The organism is Agrobacterium sp. CCNWLW32, assembly GCF_037083425.1.
Lineage (GTDB): Bacteria > Pseudomonadota > Alphaproteobacteria > Rhizobiales > Rhizobiaceae > Agrobacterium > Agrobacterium radiobacter.
The window spans coordinates 26429-51617 of sequence record NZ_JBAOJM010000006.1 but is presented as its reverse complement, the minus strand read 5'-3'; the positions used below and the strand labels follow the sequence as shown (position 1 = coordinate 51617).

The following is a 25189-nucleotide window of genomic DNA, read 5'->3' as shown; positions in this document are numbered from 1 at the left end:
GTCGATCCGCTACATGTCTAGCCCCTGACCAGCCCCACCGTCTTCTCGATGAAGTCTGCGATCGTGGCGGTATCGTCGAGATCGAAGACGGGAAGGGTGGCGTCCGCCACCTCATGATCGGCGGCAATCGCGACGATATGCGGATCGAGCGGCGCAAGCGGTTCGGTCTTGGCGGCCTCCAGCCGGCGCGCCTCGATCTTCGGCACCGGCTCATATTTGTAACCTTCGATCAGCACCAGATCGCAGGGGGCGAGGCGGGAGAGAATATCCTCGAAGGAGGGTTCCGGTTCGCCGCGCAGTTCATGCATGATGGCGAAACGGGTGCCGGAAACGATGGTAACCTCGTGCGCGCCGGCCTGCCGGTGACGCCAGCTATCTGCGCCGACCTTGTCGATGTCGAAATCATGATGGGCGTGCTTGATGGTGGAGACGCGGTAGCCGCGCGCCGTCAGTTCGGTGACGATGCGCACCGCAAGGCCTGTTTTGCCCGAGTTCTTCCAGCCGGCAATGCCGAAGACCTTTTGTGCCGTCATGGTTCCATGCTCTCCAGATAGCTGCGCGCCAGCGCCAGTTCATCCGGCGTGTTGATGTTGAAGAACGGATCGAGGCTGCCCTTTGCCGTTTCCAGCGGCGGGAAAGCCACGCCGATGGTGACATGCCGGGCAAGATAGGCGCGGATGCGCCGGTTCGCATCGTTCTTCAGCCACGCCTCGAGATCATCGGCGAGGGCCACCGGCCACAGCGCAAAAACCGGGTGAAGCTGGCCGCTGGAGGCGGCGATGACGATCGCATGATCTGACACGTGCTCGCAAAGGCGCGCCACAAGGTCGTCAGGAAAAAATGGGCTGTCGGCGGGCGCGGTCAGGAAGTGGCTAGCCGCTTTTTCGCGGTGCTGGAAATGGCGCATGCCAGCCAGAATACCCGCGAGCGGCCCAGCATGGCCGTTCAGTGTATCGGGCAGCAGCGGCAGGCCGAAACTCTCCGCCCAGCCATTGGCAGCATTGATGGTGACATCGCAGACCTGCGGCGTGATGCGGCTGATGACATGAGAAATGAGGGGGCGATCGCCCAGCTGCACCATCGCCTTGTTGCTGCCCATGCGCCGCGAAAGCCCGCCGGCGAGCACGAGACCGGGTATTTCAAAAGGGGCCGTCATTCCCGCTTTTCCTGCAGCCTTACGATATAGGTGGTGAGGAGGGCGACAAGGCCGGTCGCCAGCATCACGAGAAGAAGAGGCCAGGTTCCATCCTCTTTGGACAGGACCGAGGAGGCAAGCACTGACAATGCCGCGCCGCCGCCAATGGTCATCGCGCCGCCAAGACCGGAGGCGGAACCGGCCAGATGCGGCTGGACGCTGACCATGCCGGCATTGGCGCTGGGCAGCGTTACGCCGTTGCCGACGCCGATCAGGGCAAGCGGCACGAAAAACGCATAGGCGCTTTCCGCCCCGGCCGAGATCAACACCATGGTCGTGACGATGCCCGCAATGGCGATGACATTGCCCGACAGCATCATGCGGGTGATGCCGATTTCGCTGGCATAACGGCCGGAGATGAAGTTGCCGAGCATATAGCCGCTGGCCATGAGGAAGAATTGCAGGCCGAGCATGGCCGGTGCAAGCCCGTAAAGCACGCTGCCGACGAAGGGCGCGCCGCCGAGGAAGGAGAAGAACATGCCTGAGGAGAAGGTCGAGGTCAGCGCATAACCCCAGAAGAGCGGCGAGCGCAGCAGCTCCGGCCAGGCGTGAAACTGCTGGGAAAAACTCGCCGATTTGTTGTGGTTGGTTTCTCCGAGATCGAACCAGGCGAGCACCAGAATGCCGATGCCGAGCAGGCAGAGGAGGGCAAAGCTCGACTGCCAGCCGGAGATGTCGTTGAGCAGGCCGCCAACCGTCGGCCCCACCATCGGCACCACGGACATGCCCATGGTCACGTAGCCGATCATCGAGGCCGCCTGTTCCATCGGCACCATGTCACGCACGATGGCGCGCGCCAGCACGAAGCCCGAAACGACGGCCGCCTGCGCCACGCGCCCGATCATGAAAACGGTGATGTTGGGTGCGAGCATGCAGACGAGCGTTGCGACGATCATGATGGCGATGCTGACGAGCATCACCGGCCGGCGTCCGAAGAGATCGGAGAGCGGGCCGATGACGAGCTGCAGGCAGGCGGTGGCGGCAAGATAGCCCGAAACGGCAAATTGCATCACGGCATAATCGGTCTCGAAATAAAGCGCCATGGCCGCAAGCGAGGGCAGGAATACGTTCATGCAAAGCGCTGCGACACCGGCGATGACGACTAGCGTGATGATGTGGGGCGGGGTGGTCCTGTCGAGGAAACGGCCGCTGTTCATCTCATTCTCCCGCTTCTTCCGTTACGGTAGTTTTCGTTACGGAAGCCGGCCGCACCGTGGTTGCGGCGGTGGGTGTCGCAGCCGAGCGCTTGGCCATCTGCGAACGCTTGCGCAGGCTTTCGCGATAGAAGGTATAGAGGCCCGAACCGATGACGATCATGGCGCCAACGATGGTGTAGCTGTCGATTTTCTCGTTGAAGAAGAACACGCCAATCATGAAACCCCAGAGCAGGCTGGTGTAACGGAATGGCGCGACAAAGGAGATTTCGCCTGATCTCATCGCGAGAATGATCGCCTGATAGCCCACCAGCACCAGGATCGCGGAACCGGCGAGATGCGAGAGAATCATGAAATTCATCGGCTGCCAGCCGCCGAAGGGCACGATCAACAGGCCGCCCACGGCCATGTTGACGAAAGCGGTGATGACGGTGATGGCGAGTGAGGGCACATCCGCATACATCTTCCGGGTCAGCAGGTCACGCGCGGCGGTGACCGCAAGCGATGCGACGACGAGCAGCGCCCCCGGCGTGAAGCCTTCAGGGCCCGGGCGAATGATGATCAGCACGCCGATGAAACCGGTGATGATGGCCGCCCAGCGCCGCCAGCCCACGGGTTCGCGCAGGAAAAGGGCAGCCCCCAGCGTCACCACCAGCGGCAGGGATTGCAATATGGCCGAGGCATTGGAAAACTCGATGAGGCCGAGCGCCGTCAGATAAAGCACGGCGGCTGTCACCTCGCAGAGACAGCGCAGGATGATGATGGGCCGCAGCAGGGTTTTGAGCGGCCGGAGCGCGCCGAAATGGCGTGCGGCGATATAGATCAGCACCACGGTCATGATGCCGCGGACGAACATGATCTGGCCGGTGTTGATATAGGGAGTGACGGACTTCGTCAGCGCATCATTGGCCGTGAAGCTTGCCATTGCGAGCGCCATGAAAAGTGCGCCGCGCGTATTGTCCGTCAATGCCATTCCCAAATATCCCAGACCATGCGCGGTTTACTCCGTCCGCCCTTGCGGGCGATCTGGAGCCGCCGTTCCGGCGCAACCACGCATTCCTCCATGCAAAGAGACGTGGCACGGCACAGCCGGTATTTCAACCGCTTATATGGGCGGGTGGACGAGAAAGAGGCTCAGCCGCCGGTCACGCTCATGTGGCGGGAGACGGTGGGGCGGTTATGGGTCCGGTCGATGATGAAATCATGCCCCTTCGGCTTGCGCAGCAGGGCTTCATCGATAGCGCTCGAGAGATAGGCGTCGCTGTCGGAGGCGCGCAGCGCCGTGCGCAGATCGGCGGCGTCGTCCTGGCCGAGACACATATAAAGCGTGCCGGTGCAGGTGAGGCGCACGCGATTGCAGCTTTCGCAGAAATTATGCGTCATCGGGGTGATGAAGCCCATCCGGCCGCCGGTTTCCTTCACCGTCACGTAACGGGCGGGGCCGCCGGTCTGGTAATCGCTGTCGATGAGCGTGAAGCTCTTTTCGAGATCGGCGCGCAGCTGCGAAAGCGGCAGGTAGCGGTCAGTGCGATCTTCCTCGATCTCGCCCATCGGCATGGTTTCGATGACAGTCAGGTCCATGCCGCGGCCATGGGCGAAACGCATCAGATCGGGAATCTCGGCGTCGTTGAAGTCCTTCAGCGCCACGGCGTTGAGCTTGACCTTGATGCCCGAGGCCTGGGCGGCATCCAGCCCTTCCATCACCCGGTCGATATCGCCCCAGCGGGTGATATGGCGGAATTTATCGCGGTCGAGCGTATCGAGCGAGACATTGATGCGGCGCACGCCGCAATCGGCAAGTTCGGCGGCGAATTTCGCAAGCTGCGAGCCGTTGGTGGTCAGCGTCAGTTCGTCGAGCGCGCCTGTGTGCACATGCCGGCCGAGGTTCCTTACCAACGACATGATGTTCTTGCGAACCAGCGGCTCGCCGCCGGTCAGCCTCAGCTTGCGCACGCCGCGCGCGATGAAGACGGAACAGAGCCGGTCAAGTTCTTCGAGCGTCAGAAGGTCCTTCTTCGGCAGGAAGGTCATGTGCTCGGACATGCAATAGGTGCAGCGGAAGTCGCAGCGGTCGGTCACGGAAACCCGTAGATAGGTGATGGCGCGGCCGAAAGGGTCCACCATCGGTGTGCTGTTTTCCGTCAGGGTTTTCGCTTTTTCAAGCGAGCCGGGGAAACTGTTCACGTCTCCATCCTCATTGCGCCTTGCGCCGGGCACACATGCCTGATGTGTGCTCTATTAGGTGATGTAGTGGCTTGCCTATCGTGAGGCAAGTCCGTAATTCTGACGCATGTGACGAGCTTGCGGAAGTGAAAAATGAGTGATGCCTGGCCGACCGAGCTGCTTGTGTCGAAAGACCGGCGCGAATTGACTGTTTCCTTTGATGATGGAAGCGTTTACCGGCTTGGCGCCGAGATGCTGCGCGTGCTTTCGCCCTCGGCGGAAGTGCAGGGCCACGGGCCGGGACAAAAGGTCACGGTGCCCGGCAAACGCAATGTCGCCATCCGTTCCATGGTCGCGACCGGCAATTATGCGGTTCGCATCGTTTTCGACGATGGCCACGATAGCGGCATCTACACGTGGAAATATCTGAAGGAATTGGGTGAGACCGGGGATGCGCTGTTTGCCGATTATGAACGGCAGCTCGCCGAAAAGGGCTTGAGCAGGGAACCGCGATTCCGGTAGGCGCTTACTTCCCTCATTCCGGTGACAAGCACAGGAATGAGGGTGGGAGCAAAGGACATCTGAAGCACCATGTCCCGGCAGCAAATAACCCGTTGAATCTGCGCGCCGTCCGTCAGTAAAATCGTTTTCGCTTTTCCCGTCGATGCGCTAGGAAGTGAGGGAGGGAACACCCTCGTCTTATTGATTTTCAGCGGGGTGGCGTGTGGCTGTAGAAGCGAACGGAAATGATCTGGCCCAGGTGGTCGTATTGTTGGCGGCAGGCGTTGTCGCCGCGCCGATCTTCAAGCGCATCGGCCTCGGCTCGGTGCTCGGTTATCTGGCCGCCGGCCTTGTGATCGGGCCTTATGGTCTCGGTTTCTTTTCCGATTCGCAGGCCATTCTGCATATAGCGGAACTCGGCGTGGTGATGTTCCTGTTCATCATCGGCCTTGAAATGCAGCCCTCGCGGCTGTGGTCGATGCGGCAGGATATTTTCGGGCTGGGTGCTTTGCAGGTGCTGGTCTGTATGGCGGGTCTGACGCTGGTGGGCGTCAGCCTCGGCTTTCCCGTCATCATGTCCTTCGTCGCCGGCACCGGTTTCGTGCTGACCTCGACGGCGATCGTCATGCAGATGCTGCAGGAACGCAACAGCATGTCGAGCCTTAAAGGCCAGCGCATCATAGCGATCCTGCTGTTTGAGGATCTGGCCATCGTGCCGCTGCTGGCGCTTGTCGCCTTCCTCGGTGCGGGCGGCGAACATGTGACGGCGTCGGAGCGCTGGGTCTCCGTCGGCATCGCGCTTGCCGCCGTCGGCGCGCTCATTCTTGCCGGGCGTTATCTTCTCAACCCGTTTTTCCGCCTGCTCGCCGCTTCCGGCGCGCGTGAGGTGATGACGGCCGCGGCGCTGCTGGTGGTGCTCGGTTCGGCGCTTCTGATGCAGGTCAGCGGTCTTTCGATGGCCATGGGCGCTTTCCTTGCCGGCGTGCTTCTGTCGGAATCCTCTTTCCGCCACCAGCTTGAGGCGGATATCGAGCCGTTTCGCGGTATTCTGCTCGGGCTGTTCTTCCTCGGCGTCGGCATGGCGATCGACCTTGCCGTCATTGCCTCCAACTGGCAGCTCGTGCTGGTTAGCGTCGTCGCCTACATGCTGCTCAAGGCCTTCCTGATCTATGGCGTGGCGCGGGCGCTTGGCACTACCAGGCGCGAAAGCCTGGAACGGGCGGTACTGATGGCGCAGGGCGGTGAATTCGCCTTCGTGCTTTATTCGGCCGCCGTCAGCGCTGGTATTCTCGACCGGGAGGCGAACGCCATCCTGACGGCGACCATTATCATCTCCATGGTGCTGACGCCGCTAATGGTCATCCTGCATGACCGGCTGGTGCCGGCGGCGGTTCCCAATACCGACGATCTCGACGTGCCCGAGAATGTCGAGGGCAGCATTCTCCTGATCGGCTTCGGGCGTTTCGGCCAGATCGTCAGCCAGCCGCTTCTGGCGCGGGGCTATACGCTGTCGCTCATCGACAAGGATGCCGAGTTCGTGCGCGATGCGGCGGAATTCGGCTTCAAGGTCTATTATGGTGATGGTTCGCGGGCGGAAATCCTGCATGCGGCCGGCGCCAGCACGGCGCGCGCGGTTCTCATCTGCGTCGATGACAAGGAGGCGGCGGTCAGGATCGCGGAGATCGTCAAGCACGAATTCCCGCTGGTGCCCGTCCTTGCCCGTGCTTACGACCGTGGCCATGCCATCGATCTGCTCAAGGCGGGTGTCGACTACCAGATCCGCGAGACGCTGGAATCGGCGCTGAATTTCAGCGAGGAAGTGCTTGGCGCCATGGGCGAGGAGCGGGAAGACGCCGCCCGTCTGGTGGAGGAATTCCGAGACCGCGACGAGGAACGTTTCGCCATGGAAGTCGTCGGCGGCATCTATGCCGGCCGGTCGCTGATCCGCGGCAACGCCCAGCCGGCCGATCTGGTTGCCGCCCGCACGGCGCGCGAGCGGGCCGAGCGGGAAAAGGCGGAAGCGGCAGAGGAATAGGACGCGCCGATCTTTCGATGTCGGCAAAGGGAATTCGTATGGATAGGAACGGATATGACGATCATTCGCACGGTTGAGGAATTGAGGGCCATCTATGACGGCACGAGCGAGGCATCGATCGCCAAGGTGACAGCCACGCTGACGGCCGAATACAGGCTGATGATCGAGACTTCGCCGTTCCTCGCGCTGGCGACGGTCGGGCCGGAGGGCATGGACTGTTCACCGCGCGGCGACAAGGGCGGCGTGGTCAGGGTGGCTGATGACAGGACGGTGCTTCTGCCGGACTGGCGCGGCAATAACCGCGTGGATTCGCTTTTGAACATCGTGCGCGATCCGCGCGTGGCGCTGATGTTCCTGATCCCCGGCTCGAACACGACGATGCGCATCAACGGCCGCGCCGTGGTCTCCGTCGCTCCCGATCTGCTGGAGAGCTTCGAGATGGATGGCAAACATCCGCGCACGGTTATCGTGGTGACGATCGACGAAGTCTATTTCCAGTGCGCCCGGGCGCTGATGCGCTCCGAGCTGTGGAACCCCGATAATTTCGTCGATCCGGCGGCGCTCCCGACACCCGGTCTTCTGCTCAAGGCGGCGAAGGCGGAGTTCGATCAGGAAACCTATGACCGCGAATGGGCGGCGCGGGCGGCGAAGACCATGTGGTGAGGCGCAATAAAGACGCGACCGTCGGGCCGCTGAGGCAAGCCTCGCAAGGCTTACGCCATTGGCGAAAGCGGAGTGTCTCACTCCGTCACCCCGGACTGGTCCGGGGTCTAGCGCGATCAAGTCCTTGATCGCCAGAGACTCTTTTCACGGCGCAGACGCGCCGTGACTGGATGCCGGATCAAGTCCGGCATGACGGGGGAGATAGTGGCGCGTACGCCAACATCCTCAAGTCCGATAAATCAGCCAGTTCTTCCCGACATAGTTCTTCTGCATGCCGTCCTCATAATAGACGGAGCGGTTCCGGCCGGTTTCCTTGGCATGGTAGAGCGCCGTATCGGCATGGCCGTAAAGCTCGCTCGGATTGGTGGCCTGTGCGGCGGAGGCGAAGCCGATGGAAATCGTCACCGTGCCATAGTCGGCGCCTGATCTCGAATTGCGGAACGGCGTGCTTTCCAGCGACAGGCGGATGCGCTCGCACGTCACCATCACCTCTTCGGGCGTGTTGCCATCCAGAATGATGGCGAATTCCTCGCCGCCGCTTCTGGCGACAAAACCATCCTTGCGGACATTGGCGCGGATGACCGAGGCGACGGTGGCGAGAATCTTGTCGCCGACCGGATGGCCGAATGTGTCGTTGACCCGCTTGAAGTGATCGATATCGAGCAGAACCAGCGTGGTATATTGCAGGCCGATGGAGCTGTCATAAACCGATGCCAGCCGGTCGTCGAAGGCGCGCCGGTTGGAGAGGCGCGTCAGCGAGTCGGTATTGGCGATGCGCTTGTATTCGTCCAGTTCGAGGCGCACCTGATGCATTTCCTCGGCATGGCGATTGACGTCATTGAACGCCTTTTCGCCGTCGATGATTTTCGAGCCGGTGGCTTCGGCCAGCAATGAGATTGCATTCCTCAGAATATTGCTGCTGGCGGCGTTCTTGTCGTCGATGCGCTGGCGCGTTTCGCCGAGAATCCTGTTGTAGTTTTCGATGGAGGATTGTTCGCGCCTCAGCGTTCCCAGCAGACCCTCCAGTTCACGCCGCAGCTTGTCATGCGCATCGTCGATCGACCGTGCGGGATTACCTTCGCCGTAGCGTGAGGACAGCTCGTCCAGATCTTCCTGCGTCACCCGGTTGCCGAGCGCGGCCAGATCCTTCGTCAGGGCAGGGTTCGAACCGATATAGGCTTCGTAAAACAGGCTGTAGTTACGCGGGATCGGCGAAACACCCATGCTCCGCATGGCATAGGCAATCTGCCCGGCAATGTCGGGCCCCGTGGTTTTGGGCGTGGATGCCGTGTTCATCAAGAAACTCCAGTGAGTCTGCTTATCGACTATGATTATTATTATGAAGCTAGTTTTGGAAAGCTTAATTTACGGGAAACTAATTTTTGTTTCCAGAAACTCGTTTTTCGCCAATTTTTATTTTAGTTAATTGATAAATATAAGTAATTTCCATTTTGAAGAATTCCGGAGCTTTTTATCTCTACTATTCGTCTTGGTGACAGCATCGCATTTATTCTGTCAATCCCAATAACGGGGTTGGTGTGATTTATTTTGGCACAACAATAAGGAAAGATATTGCCGGGATGAAAAGAGATGAGGTTTTTTGAGTTGGGAGAGACACCGCCTATAGGCGGCGTTTCCTGTCATCCGTGTCGGGATACAGTAACGTTACAGTTTTATTTGCGGCTCCCATGCCATGCGGGATGCGGCAGTGCCATTTTGTGACGGCGCGGCAACCATTCGGCAAATTTTGCGAAGGGATCAATTATGCTTCCGGCCGCAGCTTCGGCCGCACCGACTGCGTGTCAGGATTTCAGCCTTATGACCGGGCATTCCGCCCCGGCGGTTGCCGCCGGCGCATGTGGCGGGCGCACGATCAGGCCATCGGAATGGGCCAATATCTTCATCATCGATGAATCCTGCTTCGCGTAGGCTTCCGCCACCAGCATGCCGTTTTCGTCCGTGCTGAAACGGGCGCGCAGATAGTCCTGCCGTTGGTCATTCGCCTTCAGCGGTGTGGCGGTGCGGGCTGTAGCTTCGCGTTGCAGGGGGGCGCGGCGGGCGATGCTGCGGACCAGGGGTTCGAGGAACAGCAGGCCGCAGAGGAGGCTTGCAACCGGGTTTCCAGGCAGGCCCAGAACCTGCATGGCGCCAATGGCGCCGACCATCAGCGGTTTCCCCGGACGCATGGCGATGCGCCAGAAATCGAGCTGCATGCCTTCCGCCTTCAACGCGGCCTGCACGAGGTCGTGGTCGCCAACGGAGGCGCCGCCGAGCGTCACCAGCACATCGACCTTCGCCGCGACGGCCTTGCCGATGGCCGCGCGGATCAACCCCTCGTCATCGGCAATGATGCCGAGGTCGAGAACCTCTGCGCCGGCCTGCCGGGCAAGGGCTGCGACACCGAAGGTGTTGGAGGCGATGATCTGGGCGGGCTGCGGTGCGCTTCCCGGCGGCAGCAACTCATCGCCGGTGGCGAGGATGGCGATGCGCGGCTTGCGATAGACGGTCAGCGCGGCATGGTTCATCGCCGCCGCCAGTGTGAGGTCGGTGAAGCCAAGTTCACGCCCGGCCTTCAGCGCCGTTTCGCCTTCGGTAAAATCCTGCCCGCGCGGGCGGATATGTCGCCCGGCAGTGACGTCGAAGGCGGTGCGGATCTTTCCGCTCTCCAGCACTTCGGCATCTTCCTGAGTGAGGACTGTATCCGCACCCTGCGGCACCGGCGCGCCGGTGAAGATGCGCACGGTCTGGCCTTCACCAACAGTGCCGGCAAAAGCATGGCCGGCGGCGGCCTGACCGATGACAGTGAGAACCGAACCGATATTGAGCGCATCGGCGCTGCGCAGGGCATAACCATCCATGGCCGAGGCATCAAAGGGCGGCTGGGCGAGACGCGCCGTAAGGTCGGCCGAGAGAACGCGACCATCACATTCGGCAAGCGGCAGGATCTCGCTTTCGGTCACCGGAACCGCTGCCTCCAGAAGGCGTGTTATGGCCTCATCCACGGGCAGCAGCGGTTTCATTCAGGTCTCCTGTCGCCGGAAATCGCCGGATTTGCCGCCGCTCTTTTCGAGAAGGCGTATATTGACGATTTCCATCGCCTTGTCGGCGGCTTTCGCCATGTCATAGATCGTCAGGCAGGCAATGGAGACGGCGGTCAGCGCTTCCATCTCCACGCCCGTTTTGCCAGACAGTTTCACCATGGCCTCGACTCTCAGGCCGGGCAGGGCGGTATCTTCGGTAATATCGACCGCAACCTTGGTCAGCATCAGCGGATGGCAGAGCGGAATGAGGTTTGCCGTCTGCTTGGCGGCCATGATGCCCGCCAGCCGGGCAGTACCGATGACATCGCCCTTCTTGGCATTGCCGTCGCGGATGAGCGCCAGCGTTTCCGGCTTCATCTTCACGAAGCCTTCGGCCACGGCGACGCGGACGGTCTCGGCCTTGTCGCCGACATCGACCATATGCGCTTCGCCGCTCGCATCGATATGGGTGAGCTTTCCCGTCTCGCTCATCGGCGCTTTATTCCGCTGCCAGAATGCCGGATTGGCCTGTCAGCAGCGCTTTGGTCGCCGCCGTCACATCATCCTTGCGCATCAGGCTTTCGCCGACGAGGAAGGTGCTGATGCCGCTCTTTTCCAGACGCTGGCAGTCCTCGAAGGTGAAGATGCCGCTTTCGCCCACCAGCAGCCGGTCAGCCGGCACGAGGCCCGCCAGCTTCTCGCTGGTTTCGAGGCTGACTTCGAAGGTGCGCAGGTTGCGGTTGTTGATGCCGAGAAGCGGCGAGGCGAGTTTCAGCGCCCGTTCGGTTTCTTCGGCGTCATGCACCTCGACCAGCACATCCATGCCAAGCGCAAAAGCCTCGTCTTCAAGACGTTTCGCCTCGTCGTCGGAAAGCGAGGCCATGATGAGGAGAATGCAGTCCGCGCCCCAGGCACGGGCTTCATGCACCTGGTAAGTATCGAACATGAAATCCTTGCGCAGCGCCGGCAAAGCGCAGGCATTGCGGGCGGCGGTCAGGAATTCCGGTGCGCCCTGAAAGCTCGGCGTATCCGTCAAAACCGACAGACAAGCGGCGCCACCGGCTTCATAGGCGGCGGCCAGCGCCGGCGGATCGAAATCCGGACGGATCAGGCCCTTGGAGGGGCTCGCCTTCTTGATTTCGGCGATCAGCCCGAACTTGCCTTCGGCCTGCTTTGCCCTCAGCGCTTTATAAAAGCCGCGGGGCGCGCTCTGGTCTGCGGCCATGGCCTTCAGATCGGCCAGCGAAACCTTCGCCTTGGCGGCGGCGATTTCCTCGCGCTTGTAAGTCTCGATCTTTTTGAGAATGTCGCTCATGATCTCGCTCTCATTCTTCGTTGGACACGGCAACCAGACGGTCGAGCGCGGCTGCGGCCTTGCCGCTGTCCAGCGCCTCGCTGACGATCGCCATCGCCTCAGTGAGCGTTTCCGCCTTGCCGGCAATGACCAGCGCTGCGGCCGCGTTGCACAGCGACACGTCACGATAGGCGTTGCGTTTGCCGGACAGGACCTCGCGCAGTGCTGCTGCATTGGCAATGCCGTCGCCGCCCTTCAGGTCTTCCATGGAAGCGGGCTCGACGCCGAAATCCTTCGGCGTCAGGTCGAAAGTGCGGATCTTGCCGCCTTCCAGCGCCGCCACATGGGTAACGCCCGTGGTCGTCACCTCGTCCATGCCGTCGCCATGCACGACCCAGATGCTTTCAGAACCGAGATCGCGCAGCACTTCGGCAAGCGGCACCAGCCAGCGCGGCGAGAAGACGCCGAGCAGTTGGCGTTTTGCGCCTGCCGGATTGGAGAGGGGGCCAAGCAGGTTGAAGATCGTCCGCGTGCCGAGTTCGACGCGGCTGGGGCCGACATGGCGCATGGCCGAATGGTGCAGCTGCGCGAACATGAAGCCGAGACCCGCCTCGCTGATGCAGCGGGCGATGAGCTCAGGACCGATATCGAGCTTCACGCCAAGCGCGGAGAGTGCGTCTGCCGTGCCGGATTTGGAGCTTAGCGCCCGGTTGCCATGCTTGGCGACCGGCAGGCCCGTTCCGGCGACGATGATCGAGGCGAGTGTCGAGATATTATAGGTGCCGATGCCGTCACCGCCGGTTCCGACGATATCGATGGCATTGGCGGGAGCCGAAACCGGCAGCATGCGGGCGCGCATGGAGGAGACGGCGCCGACGATTTCGTCCACCGTTTCGCCGCGCACGCGCAGCGCCATCAGGAAACCGCCAATCTGCGACGGCGTGGCTTCGCCCGACATCAGAACGTCAAAAGCCGCCCGCGATTCCTCGCGGTTCAGGCTTTCTCCATTTGCGACCTTGGCGATCAGCGGCTTCAGTTCGGCCATCTTGTCGCCCCCCGGGTTAGAAGCCGACCATCGCCTGATCGGCGAGGGCCTGATTGATGGTGACACCATAGTCATTCTGCAGGCGGTTGACCATCTGGTCCAGCATGTCGTCGCCGGCCGCGCGGGCAATGGCGGCAAATTGCTGGTCGTCATTGGCAAGCGCGTCTGCCGGGGCATTGGTGTCGACGGAGGTGACCTTGAAGAGGATGCGGCTGGAACCCTCGGCATCGGCGGCAGTGCCGACCACGCCTTCGGCGCCCGAGAAGACCGCGGCGATGGTCTGCCGTCCGAAAATAGCGTCCTCGCTGGTGCGGCGCAGGCCGGATTTCTGCTCGACGGCAAGGCTCAGCTCACCGGCCACGGCTTCCAGCGTGTCGCCCTTTTCGACGCGCGCCTTCAGTTCCTCGGCCTTGGCGGCAAGCGCGTTGCGCTGCTGTTCCGCCGTCCAGTCGGCCACGACATCGTCGCGGACTTCGGCAAGCGTGCGGTCGCGGGCGGCGATGATCTGGTCGACATCGAACCAGATGTAGCCTTCACGGCCGAGATTGATCGGCAGGGCTTCCGTGCCGGGTTCGGTCTTGAAGACCTCCTGCGCGAGCTGCGGGGAGGGCAGGCCCTGAATCGCATCGCCCTTCTCATCGAGGCCGGAAGCGTCGATGGCGGCGATGGTGACGGCCTTCAGGTTCAGCTGCGTTGCCGCATCCGCGAGCGAAGAGCCGCCGGCGCGCAGGTCCTCGTAACGGTCATGAACATTGGTGATTTCTTCCGCAGCGGCGGCGGTGGCGAGGTCCTTGCGGATATCCTCTTTCGCCTCTTCCAGCGTGCGGGTGGTTTCCGGCTTGATGCCGGTGACGCGCAGGAGCACCGGGCCGAAGGAACCTTCGACCACCGGCGATACGCCGCCATCCTTCTGGATGGCGAAAGCGGCATCGGCAATCGACTGGTCGGGGATGGTATCCTTGGTGAATTCGCCGAGCGTGACGTCCGACGCGGCCTTGCCCTGATCCTTCACCACCTGGTCATAGGTGGTATTGCCGAGGCGGATCTGTTCGGCGGCTGCTTCGGCCATTTCCTTTTCAGGGAAGGTCAGCTGCTCCACCGTGCGGCGGCCGGCGGTGCGGAAGCTGTCCTTGTGGCTGTTGTAATAATCAGCGATCTGGGCGTCGGTGACGGAGGCCTGATCGGCAATGTCCGACGGTTCCAGCTTCACATAGGTGAACTTGCGGAACTCGGGCGCGCGGTATTTCGTCTTGTTGGTCTCGAACCAGGGCGTGAGCACATCGTCGCCCGGCGCCTTGACCGGCGGAATGACGGCGTTCGAAAGAATGACGTAGTCGACCGAGCGCTGTTCATTACGATATTGCTTCAGCGCATCCACCAGCACCTGCGGTGCGGCAAAACCATCGGAGACGGCTTCAACGATCTGGCTTCGGACGGCAACCTTGCTGCGTTCCTTGATATAGTCGTCCTCGCGGAAGCCGGAATTGCGCAGGCGCTCGCTGAAGAGATTACGGTCGAACTGGCCGTTGACTGACTTGAAGGCCGGGTCTTCGGCGATGAGGTTGGCGAGGCGGTTTTCCGAAAGGCCGAGATTCATCTTCGCGGCCAGCTCGTCAAGGGCTGCACCGGCCGCAAGCTGGCTGAAGACCTGACGGTCGATGCCGAAGGCCTTGGCCTGTTCGGTCGTCAGCCGGGTGCCGAACTGGCGGCTGAGATCGGAAATCTGGCGCTGATAGGCGAGACGGAACTCCTCAGGGCTGACCGTCTGGTCGCCCACCGTCATGACGGCGTGGGAATTGGCGGTGACAAGCGATGCGGAGACGCCCCAGACGCCAAACGAAACAACAAGCAGGAGAAGCAGCAGTTTGGCTGCCATGGTTCGAGAAGCATTTCTCAGGGAATCGAGCATCGTTATGCAAACCTCACAGGAACGTCATCGCGGTCGCCGGCTGTCCGGCCCGCAACGTATCGGCGTTCCTTAAATCAATCCAAACGGAAATTGAAGGGAATTTGCCTTGGAAAAACGGGGTTTTGAAAACGGTTGTGTGATTGGAGGCGCCGAAATGGAGGCGACGGTTCGATATCGGCTGCCTCTTCTTCCCTCATTCCTGTGCTTGTCACAGGAATTAAGCCAGCTCAAGTCCTTGGGCTGAAAGGACTCCTCCCACTGCACGAGAGCCACATCGGCCGGTTTCCCGTGACAAGCACAGGAATGAGGGAAGGAGGGGCTGGCGGCTTGGCAAAACAAAACCGCCCGGAAGGTCCAGGCGGTTGAAAAAGAATCATTTCTAAGGGGCCGTCGGGTCGGTTCGCCGCGCTCAGAAGGCGCGGTCGCGCCGGATCGTCGCCTTGAATTCCTCATCCTCCCGCCGCATCTCGGCGACGACTGATATCATCGATGTCACGAACATTACGCTGATCAGGGCCAGAAGCATCGTCAGAAATGTGAACATTGATATCGTCTCCGGGAGTTATGGGGAAATTCTCCCCGTTCCTCAGTAATAATTCATATACTGGTAACGGGCGGTCAGCTGCGGGTAGTCCGGTCCCTGGGTTTCAGGCTTCTGCTCATAAAGGCTAAACGTCGTTGCTACCATTGCGATAACCAGTACTGTCCAGGCGGTGCTGATGACGCTGATTTTCGCCGAAGTAGACTGTTTTTCTCTTACAAACATCTGTCCGTTCCTTTGGTTCTTTCTTAACGCGCCATGTCTCGACATGTTCCGCGTCAACCGTAAAAATCGATTAGCATCGCGCCTGTGAAACTTCCTTGAATGGCTCGTTCATCTGGCGTTCAGGAAACTGGCTGAGGCCGTCATTCGAGAAAAAGATACTCGGCAGCGAATGATGCGATGATCGAAAGGACGATCATGAAGGCCAGCATTTTCAATTCTCCGGATGCTTAACGAGTGAGGGGCGTTTCGGTTTCCCGATGTTGTGCATTTAAACAAAATAGCTGTGAAACCGCACTGAACGGCCCATTCATCCCGGGTTCACGCCGCAGCCGGGCTTGTGAGGGATGGTTATAAAGTCTTGCGCCGCGTGCCTCTCCATGACAAAAGGCGGGCACATGATACCCAGCATCGAAGCGCGCCCACCACCTGAGAGCGATATGACGATTGCCTTTTATCCAGGATCCTTCGATCCGATGACCAACGGACATCTGGATGTGCTTATCCAGGCGCTGAACGTGGCGTCGAAAGTCATCGTTGCCGTCGGCATCCATCCCGGAAAAGCGCCGCTGTTCAGCTTCGAAGAGCGGGCGGCGCTGATAAAGCAGGCGCTTTCCGAACAGCTGCCCGATGAGGCGGCGCGCATGGAAGTCGTTTCCTTCGATAATCTGGTCGTCGACGCCGCGCGCCAGCACGGCGCGCACCTTCTGTTGCGCGGCCTGCGTGACGGCACCGATCTCGATTATGAAATGCAGATGGCCGGCATGAACCGCCAGATGGCGCCTGATATTCAGACCGTGTTCCTGCCCGCCGGCACGTCGTCGCGACCCATTACAGCCACATTGGTCCGGCAGATCGCCGCCATGGGCGGCAATGTCGACGCCTTCGTGCCCAAGGCCGTGCTTGAAGCCCTCAACGCCAAGCTGAAGCGCTGACTTCAGCCCCACATTCTGGAGCCAATCCGATGAAACTCGTTCGATTTGCCTTTGCCGGCGCCATGTTTGCAGGCGCGCTTGCCGCCAGCACCTTCGCTTCGGCCGCCGAACTTCTCACCGTCCAGCTGAAGGATGGTCCCGTTGTCATCGAGCTGATGCCCGATGTTGCGCCGAAGCATGTTGCGCAGATCGAGGCGCTGGCCAAGAAGGGCGCTTATGACAACGTCGCCTTCCACCGCGTCATCGACGGCTTCATGGCGCAGACCGGCGACGTGCAGTATGGCAACATGGAGAAGGGCTTCAGCGCCCAGCGCGCAGGTACGGGTGGTTCCGATCTGCCGGATATTCCGGCCGAATTCTCCAAGGTTCCGTTCACGCGCGGCGTGGTCGGCATGGCCCGTTCGCAGGATCCGAATTCCGCCAATTCGCAGTTCTTCATCATGTTTGCCGATGGTCCGTTCCTGAACGGGCAATATACCGTGGTCGGCAAGGTCGTGTCCGGCATGGAAGCCGTTGACAAGATCAAGCGCGGCGCCGGCGGCAACGGCGAAGTTTCCAACCCCGACCGGATGATCAAGGTCACCGTCGGCAAAAAGTAAGGTAGGGCAATAGAGCCCGAACAGAGGAGAATAACCATGGCCGAGATCAAGGATCCGGAAAACACCATCATCATGGAAACGACGACCGGCAAGGTCGTGATCCAGCTGCTGCCGGAAGTTGCTCCGGGCCACGTTGCCCGCATCAAGGAACTCGTATCGGAAGGCGCTTATGACGGCGTCGTGTTCCACCGCGTCATCGAAGACTTCATGGCCCAGACCGGCGACGTGCAGTTTGGCAAGAAGGGTTCCGACAGCTTCAACCCGGCCCGCGCCGGCATGGGCGGTTCCGACAAGCCGGACCTGAAGGCTGAATTCTCCGCCATCCCGCACGTGCGCGGCACCTGCTCCATGGCCCGTTCGCAGAGCCCGAACTCCGCCAATTCGCAGTTCTTCATCTGCTTCACGGATTCTCCGTGGCTCAACAAGCAGTACACCGTCTGGGGCCAGGTCATCGAAGGCATGGAAGCCATCGACAAGGTCAAGCGCGGCGAGCCGGTGAAGGATCCCGATTCGATCGTTTCCATCAAGCTCGCTTCGGCGGCCTGATTTTCGGAAGTTGCAGTTTGACCCGTCCCGCAGTTTATGCGGGGCGGGTTTTGATGTTTATTGACGGTGCTTGATGTGGAGGACGGTGCGGCGGATTTGACGATTGCTGTTCTTTGCGCCGTTTCCTTTTTCCCTCATTCCCGTGCTTGTCACAGGAATCCAGCCAGCCCAAGTCTTTGGGCTGGAAAGACTCCCTCGCCACGCAGACGCGTGTCGACTGGATTCCTGTGACAAGCACAGGAATGAGGGGAGTGGGCGGGATGCGGCGGACCGAAATTCACCGTGCCGTGTAAAGTTTTGATGTCTGGAAGACCCTTGCAATGCGTGTAGACCTGTTCGATTTCGATCTGCCCGAGGAGAATATCGCCCTTCGCCCGGCGAACCCGCGCGACAGCGCGCGCCTGCTGGTGGTCGATCCGAATGAAAACCGCTTGGAAGACCACCGCGTCTTTGACCTGCCGACTTTTCTGAAGCCGGGCGATGCGCTTGTCTTCAACGACACCCGCGTCATTCCCGCCCAGCTTGAGGGCGTTCGCCTGCGCGAAGGTGCGCCGGAGACTGCGGTTTCGGCCACGCTGCACATGCGTGCCGACCAGTCGCGCTGGAAGGCTTTCGCGCGCCCCGGCAAGCGCATCAAAGAGGGTGACCGCATCCGTTTCGGTTATGAGCGCGACAATGCCTGCGGCCTTGCCCATCTGGAGGCCATCGTCGAGGAAAAGGGCGAAGAGGGCGAAATCACGCTGCTTTTCGACGTTTCCGGCCCTGTTCTGGATGAGGCGATCGCCTCCGTCGGCCATATTCCCTTGCCGCCCTATATTGCCGCCAAGCGGCCGGAAGATGCGCAGGACCAGACCGATTACCAGACCATCTATGCCCGCGAGAAGGGCGCCGTCGCCGCCCCCACCGCCGGACTGCATTTCACGCCCGATCTGTTCGAAGCTCTTGATAAGGGGGGTATCGAGCGGCATTTCGTGACACTTCACGTTGGGGCAGGCACCTTCCTTCCGGTGAAGTCCGACGATACCGACGATCACAAGATGCATTTCGAGATCGGCCATGTGTCGCAGGAAACCGCCGACAGACTGAATGCCGTGAAGGCGCGCGGCGGGCGCATCGTCTGCGTCGGCACCACCTCGCTGCGGTTGATCGAAAGCGCTGCCTCCGAAGACGGCGTCATTCACCCATGGTCGGGGCCCACAGGCATCTTCATCACGCCCGGATATCGCTTCCGCGCGGTGGATATTCTGATGACCAATTTCCACCTGCCGAAATCGACGCTGTTCATGCTCGTTTCGGCTTTCTGCGGTCTCGAAACGATGCGTGACGCTTATAAGCACGCCATCGAAACCGGATACCGCTTCTATTCCTATGGCGATTCCAGCCTGTTGTTCCGGAAGAACTGATGCACGAGAAATTCACCTTCACCCTGAAAGCCACGAGTGGCGGCGCACGCCTCGGCGAAGTCGCCATGCCGCGCGGCGTCATCCGCACGCCCGCCTTCATGCCTGTTGGCACGGTCGGCACCGTCAAGGCCATGTATCTTGATCAGGTGCGCGAGCTGGGGGCCGATATCATTCTCGGCAATACCTATCACCTGATGCTGCGGCCCGGCCCGGAACGCGTGGCAAGGCTTGGCGGCCTGCATGAGCTGATCCGCTGGCCACATCCGATCCTCACCGACAGCGGCGGTTTTCAGGTCATGTCGCTTTCCGGCCTGCGCAAGCTGGACGAGAAGGGCGTGACCTTCAAGAGCCATGTGGACGGCTCGCTGCATCATATGTCGCCGGAACGCTCGATCGAAATCCAGGGCATGCTCGATTCGGATATCCAGATGCAGCTCGACGAATGCATCGCGCTGCCAGCCGAGCGCAAGGAAATCGAGCGCGCCATGGAAATGTCGCTGCGCTGGGCGGAACGCTGCCGCGTTGCCTTTGGCGAACAGCCTGGCAAGGCCATGTTCGGCATCGTGCAGGGCGGCGATCAGCCGGACCTGCGAATTCGTTCCGCCGAAGGCTTGAAGCAACTCGATCTCAAGGGTTACGCCGTCGGCGGTCTGGCCGTCGGCGAACCGCAGGATGTGATGCTGGGCATGCTCGACATCACGCTGCCGGTGCTGCCCACTGAAAAGCCGCGTTACCTGATGGGCGTCGGCACGCCTGACGATATCCTGAAATCCGTCGCGCGCGGCATAGACATGTTCGACTGCGTGATGCCGACCCGTTCCGGCCGTCACGGGCTTGCCTTCACCCGTCGTGGGAGGGTCAATATCCGCAATGCCCGCCATGCCGAGGATATGCGGCCGCTCGACGAGCAGTCCAACTGCCCGGCCTCGCGCGATTATTCCCGCGCCTATCTGCATCATCTCACGCGCTCCAACGAGGCGCTGGGCGGCATGCTGCTCTCCTGGCACAATCTTGCCTATTATCAGGAGCTGATGCAGGGTATCCGCAAGTCGATCGAGGAAGGCCGTTTCGCCGATTTTTATGCGGAAACCATAGAGATGTGGGCGAGGGGCGACATAGACCCGATCTGATTTTTCCCGACCCTTTCTCCTGTTCGGACGCTTTCCTTGGCACATGCGCCTTCCGTTCTTTTCCGGGATGACACGACCGGCACGGTGACAGCCTTCACCGAGCCGGAGGAGATCATCGTCGCGGATGAGCCAGAGGCGTTTTTCGCGGCGCTGAAACGCATGGAGCAGCTGCGCCGCGCCGGGAAATACCTTGCCGGCTATATGTCCTACGAGGCGGGTTTCCTGTTCGAGCCGAAACTTGCGGACTTTGCTGCCGAGCCTCGCAACGTGCCGTTCCTTCGCTTCGGCGTCTTTTCCGGCCCACAACCGGATGAGGGGCGATTTGCGCGGCCCGAAAGTCTGCCGGATGCCGATGCGTTCCTGGCCGATCCCGCGCCCGCATGGAGCCTTGAAGACTATTGCCAGCGCTTCGAGCGGCTGCACGGGCATCTGCGTCGCGGCGACTGTTATCAGGGCAATCTGACGATGCCCGTTCATGCTCGCTGGAGCGGCGATCCGCTCACGGCCTTCTGGTCATTGGTTGAGCGCCAGCCGGTCAAATATGGCGCGCTGGTCGATCTCGGTGGACCGGTGATCCTGTCGCGCTCACCGGAACTGTTTTTCTCGGTGGACGGGGAAGGTTTCATTGAAACCCACCCGATGAAGGGAACGACGCCGCGCGGTGCGAATGCGCAAGAGGACCGGGCGATCATCGCGGCGATGCTTGAGGATGAAAAGACGCTTGCCGAAAACCGCATGATCGTCGATCTCCTGCGCAACGATATTTCCCGCATCACCGAGGTCGGCAGCCTCCATGTGCCGCGACTGTTCGATATCGAGACCTATCCCACCGTGCACCAGATGGTCAGCCATGTGCGCGCGAAGCTTTTGCCTGATGTGACGGTGGAGGATATTTTCGCGGCGCTTTTTCCCTGCGGTTCGGTGACCGGCGCGCCGAAAATGTGGGCGATGAAGATCCTGCGCGAACTGGAACAGACGCCGCGCGACGCCTATTGCGGCGCGATCGGCTTCATGTCTCCAGCTGGTGAAATGCGTTTTTCGGTGGCGATCCGCACGCTGACCCTGTTCGATGGCGGCCGCGCGATCTTCAATGTCGGCGGCGGCATCGTTTTCGATTCGGATGCCGAGGCGGAATATGATGAGTGTCTGCTGAAATCCAAGTTTGCGGTTGGGGACAGACTGTTACGGGGGTGATTATCCCGTGCGTTGCGTCTCAGTTTACCGGTATTGCGAATCTGTAGGGCGGACATCCCGAAAGAACGATTTAATCTTATCCTGCACATTCGCGTCAGGCGTCGTTACTTCATAGAAGCTACTGTCGATTGCCCGAATGGTCACCCATTCCTGATCCAAGGCTGGCGACAACGCAGTAAACTGCCCCCATATCACTTGTTTCGCCTTCTTCGCGAGGTCGGCCAGAACGGCGCCTGAAATACGCGCATCTTTCTGGGCCAACATCTCGAGGTCATCTCGCGATTCACCCACCACCTCAAACCATTCATCGGCGGATTGCAGAGACTTGACCGTGGAAACGACCCAAGTTGCCGTTTGAGAGGCCGGTGCGAGGAGATGAAGGAGGTCGTAAAGATCGGCTGCAATTACGCCCTCGCGAATGTCATAAATTCTTAGTGTTTGATGGGGATTTTCGGATATGAGGGTAGCAATATTGTCTCCAGCCTTATCTCGAGCCGACGTGACAATGGCGATGTCACCATCCTCGATCAGCACTTCCTTCGCCGCCGGATGGCTGAGAAAACCCGAAGGGCTAGCGGTGGCGCCATAGGCGCCCGATTGCAGGATTGCCAGGAGATCACCAGCCTTCAGCTTCGGCAGGGCCGCATTGCGGGCCAGGGTGTCGAGCGGTGTGCAGAGCGGGCCGACGATGGTTGCCGTTTCCTCATAGTCTGCCTGCATCATGGCCGGTGCGACGATGGGGTAGTTGCGCTTGACGATCTGGCCGAGATTGCCGGAGGCGGCGAGGTGATGGTGCATGCCGCCATCCATCACCACGAAGGTAGTGCCGCGCGAGGTCTTTACCGAATTCACCTCCGCCACATAGACGCCGCCGGGACCGGCGAGGAAACGGCCGGGTTCGACGATGACATGGGCGTCTGCGACTAGCGGATGCGCCTTCAGAAGCGCCTTGAGGTCGGGAATGGCGGCGCTGACTTTCTCAAGATCGAGCGGTGTTTCCCCGGCGAAATAGGGGATGCCGAGACCGCCGCCAAGATCGATGGTCTCGAGCGGCTTGCCGAGCATCTCGGCCATGCGCGCGGCAAGGGAAATGCCGTGTCGCCATTGGGAGACGAGCATGTCGGCATCGAGTATCTGCGTGCCGCCGTAAATATGGACGCCGATGAGATCGATATGGCGGGCGTCCTTGAAGAGTGGCAGGACATTTTCCAGCTCTTCCTCATCGAAACCGAAGGCCGTGGCCTTGCCGCCCATGCGCATCGCGCCCGCTTGTGCATCCGGCACCGGATTGATGCGGATCGAGGCTTTGACCGGCTTGCCGATCGCCTCGATGCGGCCAATTTCCTCGGCGCTTTCGATGTGGATTTCGCCGATGCCGCCCTCGATCACTTCGCGCAATTCGGCTTTGCTTTTGCCGGGGCCGGCGAAGATGATTTTTTCCGGTGCGACACCGGCCTTGATGGCGGCGCGGTATTCACCGACGGAAGCGATTTCCGCACCGGCGCCTTCCTGGCGGAAAAGCGAGATGATGGCGGGCAGGGGATTGGCCTTCACCGAATAATAGATGTCGGCAAAGCCACTGAGCGCCGTTTCGAGATTGCGATAGGCGCGGCGCATGGCGCTGGCGTCATAGAGAAAGCATGGTGTTCCGGTTCCGGCGACAATATCGCGCACGGGAAGTCCACCGATCATCAGATCGTTTTCGCTTATGCCGAATAACGCGGCTGCAAAGGCCGGGCCGTGGCTCTGGGGTTTATCCGTTGGCGCCATTGTCCGTCCGTTCGCGCACCAGCGCGCGGTAATCCACCTTGCCATTGGCCGTTATCGGCAGTCGTTCCACCAGTTCGATGGCGCGCGGGATCATGAAGGGGGCGAGCATTTCGGCGGCTTTTTTAAGCGCGGCCGAAACATCGATATTCTGGTTGGCGGCGGTTGCCACGGCATGCACCTTTTCGCCCGCAAAGGGGTCGGGCAGGCCGATAACGGCGACCTGCTGGAAAAGCCCTGTCGACATCAGGCTCTCCTCGACCTCGGTCGGGCTGATGCGATAGCCTGAAGATTTGATCATCGCATCGTTGCGGGCAACGAAACTGAAGAAACCGTCCTCGTCCTCCACCGCGAGATCGCCGGAATAACACACGGTTTCGCCGCCCAGTGCCGCCGGAATGAAGGGGTGAGGACGCAGCACCTTGGCCGTGTCCTCCGGCCGGTTCCAGTAACCCAGCGAGACGGTCGGGCCGCGATGCACGAGAATGCCGGGTTCACCCGGTTTTGCCCTCTGTCCCTCAGCGGTGACGATGAAGATTTCGCATTCGGGAATGGCCTTGCCGATGGAGGTCGGGCGGCGGTCGATTTCATCAGGCGGCAGGAAGGTGGAGCGGAAGGCCTCGGTGAGGCCATACATCAGGTAGATTTTCGTGTCCGGCAGCTTCTCGCGCAGCGCCTTGACGGTTTCCTGCGGCACGCGTCCGCCGGAATTGGTGATGTAGCGCAGATGCGGCAGCGGTGTCTTTGTGAGCGACGGGGCCGCTTTCGTCAGGATCGCCCAGATCGTCGGCACGCCGGCCAGACCCGTGATGGCGTGGTCGCGCAGATCGCGGACGATCTCATCGCCCAGCCGGAAGGTGGAGATAACAGTGGCCGCGCCCTGTTCCACCGCTGTCAGCAGCTGGTTCAGGCCATAATCGAAGCTGAAGGGCAGGAGGGAAAGAATGCGGTCCCTGCCGGTGATGTCCAGATAGGTGCGCACGATGCGCGCGCCGGCCAGAAGATTGCGGTGCGACAGCATCACGCCCTTGGGCGAGCCGGTGGAGCCGGAGGTATAAAGAATTGCGGCCAGATCTTCGCCGATCGCCGCCGAAGGCCGGGCGGGTGCGCCGGTGCGGGTCCCAATCTCCTCCGCCAGCAGGATCGTGACATCGGGAAGGTCTGCCAATGCTGCATTCAGCTCATTTATCATCGCAGCGTCGCTGATGACGATCTTTGCGCCGCAATCCCTGATGATATGGCGGATCTGCTGCGCCTTCAGCAATGCGTTGACAGGCACGAAGACGCCGGCCGCCATGCTCACGCCGAAGATCGACCAGCATTCCTCGATGCCGCGCGGCAGATAGATGACGACGCGGTCACCGCGTTGTGTTCCGGCTTCCTGCAATGCCGCTGCACAACGGGCTGCTGCCTCGGCGAATTCGCGATAGTTCAGCGATCGGTCCTTGTGGACGACGGCCGGATCGTCGCTCGCCGCGCGCGCGGTAAGAAGATGGTGCAGCAGGAAATGGGGTGTCATCTCCTCCGTTCCCTGAGGACGAAGGCGATGAGATCGGCCGGCGTGCCGAGATTGTCGGGGGTGAAATGCTCGTCATCGAGAATGATGCCGAAACCCTCCCCGAGGAAGATCATCAACTCAAGAAACCCGAGCGAATCGATCACACCGCCTTCGAGAAGCAGCGTGTCGGCGGAAAAGGGGGCATAGGCGGGAAAACGATTGGAGAGGTAGGAATAGATGGTATCAGCAACGTCGATTTCACTCTTTTGCGCTGCAAGCATGCTCGTTCTCCGATTTCCCTCGTGTTCCCCAGAAGACTGCCCGGAACGGCGCTTTGTCTGTAAAGGCCAAGATTCCGTTGAGTCGCGCAAGAAT

Annotated in this window: 24 protein-coding genes and 1 pseudogene; 9 read left to right on the top strand and 16 right to left on the bottom strand. The window is 60.8% G+C overall.

Annotated elements, in window-relative coordinates; all coding sequences use genetic code 11:
• Nucleotides 1-17: 17 nt before the first annotated feature.
• The 5 genes from mobB to moaA all read right to left on the bottom strand — a co-directional run bounded on the left by mobB (nt 18) and on the right by moaA (nt 4533).
• Nucleotides 18-533 carry a molybdopterin-guanine dinucleotide biosynthesis protein B gene (mobB, locus tag V6R85_RS14740; protein ID WP_111794190.1) on the bottom strand — a complete coding sequence of 172 codons (516 nt, stop codon included), beginning with the start codon at nt 531-533 and terminating at the stop codon, nt 18-20.
• Nucleotides 530-1156, bottom strand: a complete 627-nt coding sequence (gene mobA / locus V6R85_RS14735) for a molybdenum cofactor guanylyltransferase MobA (RefSeq protein ID WP_111834457.1) — start codon at nt 1154-1156, stop codon at nt 530-532. Before mobA ends, mobB begins: the two co-directional genes overlap by 4 nt.
• Nucleotides 1153-2352: a multidrug effflux MFS transporter gene (locus V6R85_RS14730; protein ID WP_111834456.1), complete on the bottom strand. Its 1200-nt coding sequence runs from the start codon at nt 2350-2352 to the stop codon at nt 1153-1155. The genes mobA and V6R85_RS14730 overlap by 4 nt, the downstream gene beginning before the upstream one ends.
• Before the next feature lies 1 nt (nt 2353).
• On the bottom strand, nt 2354-3322 hold the full coding sequence (locus tag V6R85_RS14725) for a DMT family transporter (RefSeq protein ID WP_060726306.1): 969 nt from the start codon (nt 3320-3322) through the stop codon (nt 2354-2356).
• Between the two features lie 161 nt (nt 3323-3483).
• On the bottom strand, nt 3484-4533 hold the full coding sequence (gene moaA / locus V6R85_RS14720; RefSeq protein WP_111834455.1) for a GTP 3',8-cyclase MoaA: 1050 nt from the start codon (nt 4531-4533) through the stop codon (nt 3484-3486).
• 132 nt (nt 4534-4665) lie between these two features.
• Between moaA and V6R85_RS14715 the strand changes: the two genes are divergently transcribed.
• The 3 genes from V6R85_RS14715 to V6R85_RS14705 all read left to right on the top strand — a co-directional run bounded on the left by V6R85_RS14715 (nt 4666) and on the right by V6R85_RS14705 (nt 7711).
• Nucleotides 4666-5034: a gamma-butyrobetaine hydroxylase-like domain-containing protein gene (locus V6R85_RS14715; RefSeq protein WP_003509699.1), complete on the top strand. Its 369-nt coding sequence runs from the start codon at nt 4666-4668 to the stop codon at nt 5032-5034.
• Between the two features lie 202 nt (nt 5035-5236).
• Complete coding sequence (locus V6R85_RS14710; RefSeq protein ID WP_035213526.1) at nt 5237-7048, top strand: monovalent cation:proton antiporter-2 (CPA2) family protein; 1812 nt, start codon at nt 5237-5239, stop codon at nt 7046-7048.
• Nucleotides 7049-7102: 54 nt separating this feature from the next.
• A complete protein-coding gene (locus V6R85_RS14705) occupies nt 7103-7711 on the top strand; it encodes a pyridoxamine 5'-phosphate oxidase family protein (protein WP_060725735.1) in 609 nt (202 codons plus the stop codon).
• Between the two features lie 225 nt (nt 7712-7936).
• Here V6R85_RS14705 and V6R85_RS14700 read toward each other — a convergent pair whose 3' ends face one another.
• The 8 genes from V6R85_RS14700 to V6R85_RS14665 form a co-directional block, all read right to left on the bottom strand.
• Complete coding sequence (locus V6R85_RS14700) at nt 7937-9007, bottom strand: GGDEF domain-containing protein (protein ID WP_003509694.1); 1071 nt, start codon at nt 9005-9007, stop codon at nt 7937-7939.
• Between the two features lie 506 nt (nt 9008-9513).
• Entirely contained in the window at nt 9514-10731 is a 1218-nt protein-coding gene (locus V6R85_RS14695) for a molybdopterin molybdotransferase MoeA (RefSeq protein WP_111834454.1), read from the bottom strand.
• Complete coding sequence (gene moaC, locus V6R85_RS14690; RefSeq protein WP_020012722.1) at nt 10732-11223, bottom strand: cyclic pyranopterin monophosphate synthase MoaC; 492 nt, start codon at nt 11221-11223, stop codon at nt 10732-10734.
• A gap of 7 nt (nt 11224-11230) precedes the next feature.
• On the bottom strand, nt 11231-12046 hold the full coding sequence (gene trpC / locus V6R85_RS14685) for an indole-3-glycerol phosphate synthase TrpC (RefSeq protein ID WP_060726301.1): 816 nt from the start codon (nt 12044-12046) through the stop codon (nt 11231-11233).
• Nucleotides 12047-12056: 10 nt separating this feature from the next.
• Nucleotides 12057-13070 (bottom strand): anthranilate phosphoribosyltransferase, encoded by a 1014-nt coding sequence (trpD, locus tag V6R85_RS14680; RefSeq protein WP_003503036.1) that lies wholly within the window; start codon nt 13068-13070, stop codon nt 12057-12059.
• 16 nt (nt 13071-13086) lie between these two features.
• Nucleotides 13087-14979 carry a peptidylprolyl isomerase gene (locus tag V6R85_RS14675; RefSeq protein WP_080866176.1) on the bottom strand — a complete coding sequence of 631 codons (1893 nt, stop codon included), beginning with the start codon at nt 14977-14979 and terminating at the stop codon, nt 13087-13089.
• Nucleotides 14980-15388: 409 nt separating this feature from the next.
• Nucleotides 15389-15523 carry a hypothetical protein gene (locus V6R85_RS14670; protein ID WP_003503032.1) on the bottom strand — a complete coding sequence of 45 codons (135 nt, stop codon included), beginning with the start codon at nt 15521-15523 and terminating at the stop codon, nt 15389-15391.
• 42 nt (nt 15524-15565) lie between these two features.
• Entirely contained in the window at nt 15566-15745 is a 180-nt protein-coding gene (locus tag V6R85_RS14665) for a hypothetical protein (RefSeq protein WP_003503030.1), read from the bottom strand.
• Between the two features lie 437 nt (nt 15746-16182).
• Here V6R85_RS14665 and coaD point away from each other — a divergent pair, with 437 nt between their 5' ends.
• The 6 genes from coaD to V6R85_RS14635 all read left to right on the top strand — a co-directional run bounded on the left by coaD (nt 16183) and on the right by V6R85_RS14635 (nt 21549).
• Nucleotides 16183-16677, top strand: a complete 495-nt coding sequence (coaD, locus tag V6R85_RS14660) for a pantetheine-phosphate adenylyltransferase (protein ID WP_060726298.1) — start codon at nt 16183-16185, stop codon at nt 16675-16677.
• 29 nt (nt 16678-16706) lie between these two features.
• Nucleotides 16707-17276: a peptidylprolyl isomerase gene (locus V6R85_RS14655; protein ID WP_020810244.1), complete on the top strand. Its 570-nt coding sequence runs from the start codon at nt 16707-16709 to the stop codon at nt 17274-17276.
• A 36-nt stretch (nt 17277-17312) separates the two neighbouring features.
• The gene (locus tag V6R85_RS14650; RefSeq protein ID WP_003503025.1) at nt 17313-17822 is read left to right on the top strand and encodes a peptidylprolyl isomerase; all 510 of its coding nucleotides are present in this window, start codon (nt 17313-17315) and stop codon (nt 17820-17822) included.
• Nucleotides 17823-18142: 320 nt separating this feature from the next.
• Nucleotides 18143-19225 carry a tRNA preQ1(34) S-adenosylmethionine ribosyltransferase-isomerase QueA gene (gene queA, locus V6R85_RS14645; protein ID WP_111834452.1) on the top strand — a complete coding sequence of 361 codons (1083 nt, stop codon included), beginning with the start codon at nt 18143-18145 and terminating at the stop codon, nt 19223-19225.
• On the top strand, nt 19225-20355 hold the full coding sequence (gene tgt / locus V6R85_RS14640) for a tRNA guanosine(34) transglycosylase Tgt (RefSeq protein WP_099085369.1): 1131 nt from the start codon (nt 19225-19227) through the stop codon (nt 20353-20355). The genes queA and tgt overlap by 1 nt, the downstream gene beginning before the upstream one ends.
• A gap of 36 nt (nt 20356-20391) precedes the next feature.
• A complete protein-coding gene (locus V6R85_RS14635; RefSeq protein WP_111834451.1) occupies nt 20392-21549 on the top strand; it encodes an aminodeoxychorismate synthase component I in 1158 nt (385 codons plus the stop codon).
• Nucleotides 21550-22050: 501 nt separating this feature from the next.
• On the opposite strand, the pseudogene V6R85_RS14630 reads toward V6R85_RS14635, so the two are convergent.
• The 3 genes and pseudogenes from V6R85_RS14630 to V6R85_RS14620 all read right to left on the bottom strand — a co-directional run.
• Nucleotides 22051-23319 (bottom strand): annotated as a pseudogene (locus V6R85_RS14630) (type III PLP-dependent enzyme); the annotation flags it as partial.
• Entirely contained in the window at nt 23303-24835 is a 1533-nt protein-coding gene (locus V6R85_RS14625) for an AMP-binding protein (RefSeq protein WP_111834450.1), read from the bottom strand. The gene V6R85_RS14625 and the pseudogene V6R85_RS14630, both read right to left, overlap by 17 nt.
• Nucleotides 24832-25095 (bottom strand): acyl carrier protein, encoded by a 264-nt coding sequence (locus V6R85_RS14620; protein WP_003503006.1) that lies wholly within the window; start codon nt 25093-25095, stop codon nt 24832-24834. The genes V6R85_RS14625 and V6R85_RS14620 overlap by 4 nt, the downstream gene beginning before the upstream one ends.
• Between the last annotated feature and the right edge of the window lie 94 nt (nt 25096-25189).

Bases quoted from the DNA above. Each gene is read 5' to 3' on its own strand.
- mobB (WP_111794190.1), bottom strand. From the start codon at position 533: ATGACGGCACAAAAGGTCTTCGGCATTGCCGGCTGGAAGAACTCGGGC.
- mobA (WP_111834457.1), bottom strand. From the start codon at position 1,156: ATGACGGCCCCTTTTGAAATACCCGGTCTCGTGCTCGCCGGCGGGCTT.
- V6R85_RS14730 (WP_111834456.1), bottom strand. From the start codon at position 2,352: ATGAACAGCGGCCGTTTCCTCGACAGGACCACCCCGCCCCACATCATC.
- V6R85_RS14725 (WP_060726306.1), bottom strand. From the start codon at position 3,322: ATGGCATTGACGGACAATACGCGCGGCGCACTTTTCATGGCGCTCGCA.
- V6R85_RS14715 (WP_003509699.1), top strand. From the start codon at position 4,666: ATGAGTGATGCCTGGCCGACCGAGCTGCTTGTGTCGAAAGACCGGCGC.
- V6R85_RS14705 (WP_060725735.1), top strand. From the start codon at position 7,103: ATGACGATCATTCGCACGGTTGAGGAATTGAGGGCCATCTATGACGGC.
- V6R85_RS14700 (WP_003509694.1), bottom strand. From the start codon at position 9,007: ATGAACACGGCATCCACGCCCAAAACCACGGGGCCCGACATTGCCGGG.
- V6R85_RS14695 (WP_111834454.1), bottom strand. From the start codon at position 10,731: ATGAAACCGCTGCTGCCCGTGGATGAGGCCATAACACGCCTTCTGGAG.
- moaC (WP_020012722.1), bottom strand. From the start codon at position 11,223: ATGAGCGAGACGGGAAAGCTCACCCATATCGATGCGAGCGGCGAAGCG.
- trpC (WP_060726301.1), bottom strand. From the start codon at position 12,046: ATGAGCGACATTCTCAAAAAGATCGAGACTTACAAGCGCGAGGAAATC.
- trpD (WP_003503036.1), bottom strand. From the start codon at position 13,070: ATGGCCGAACTGAAGCCGCTGATCGCCAAGGTCGCAAATGGAGAAAGC.
- V6R85_RS14675 (WP_080866176.1), bottom strand. From the start codon at position 14,979: ATGCTCGATTCCCTGAGAAATGCTTCTCGAACCATGGCAGCCAAACTG.
- V6R85_RS14670 (WP_003503032.1), bottom strand. From the start codon at position 15,523: ATGTTCACATTTCTGACGATGCTTCTGGCCCTGATCAGCGTAATGTTC.
- V6R85_RS14665 (WP_003503030.1), bottom strand. From the start codon at position 15,745: ATGTTTGTAAGAGAAAAACAGTCTACTTCGGCGAAAATCAGCGTCATC.
- coaD (WP_060726298.1), top strand. From the start codon at position 16,183: ATGACGATTGCCTTTTATCCAGGATCCTTCGATCCGATGACCAACGGA.
- V6R85_RS14655 (WP_020810244.1), top strand. From the start codon at position 16,707: ATGAAACTCGTTCGATTTGCCTTTGCCGGCGCCATGTTTGCAGGCGCG.
- V6R85_RS14650 (WP_003503025.1), top strand. From the start codon at position 17,313: ATGGCCGAGATCAAGGATCCGGAAAACACCATCATCATGGAAACGACG.
- queA (WP_111834452.1), top strand. From the start codon at position 18,143: ATGCGTGTAGACCTGTTCGATTTCGATCTGCCCGAGGAGAATATCGCC.
- tgt (WP_099085369.1), top strand. From the start codon at position 19,225: ATGCACGAGAAATTCACCTTCACCCTGAAAGCCACGAGTGGCGGCGCA.
- V6R85_RS14625 (WP_111834450.1), bottom strand. From the start codon at position 24,835: ATGACACCCCATTTCCTGCTGCACCATCTTCTTACCGCGCGCGCGGCG.
- V6R85_RS14620 (WP_003503006.1), bottom strand. From the start codon at position 25,095: ATGCTTGCAGCGCAAAAGAGTGAAATCGACGTTGCTGATACCATCTAT.